Here is a 222-nt window from a genome sequence, read left to right on the forward strand (position 1 = left end):
TGAGGAGGCAGACAGCACAGCGATCAAAAGCGAAAGCAGCGCATTGCGCCACCCGCCTATCTTCAGCGCCCATAAAACGCGGCATAGCAAAAAACCTAACAGGAAATAGCTGATCAGATGCGCGACCTTGCGCACAAAGAATTCCAGAAAGGCAGGTACACCGAGATGAGCGATGCTAATTTCTTTGTTGCCATATATGAAGCTAACGCTGGAAAATCAGCG

General features: G+C 49.5%; 1 protein-coding gene. It reads right to left on the reverse strand.

Annotated features, from left to right (window positions below; genetic code table 11):
* Positions 1-198, reverse strand: a 198-nt coding sequence (locus tag LKX83_RS34635; RefSeq protein WP_370639193.1) for a VanZ family protein, incomplete at its 3' end; no start/stop codon positions are given.
* Positions 199-222 lie beyond the last annotated feature (24 nt).

This window comes from Cohnella baijiui, assembly GCF_020731285.1.
Classification (GTDB): Bacteria; Bacillota; Bacilli; order Paenibacillales; family Paenibacillaceae; genus Cohnella.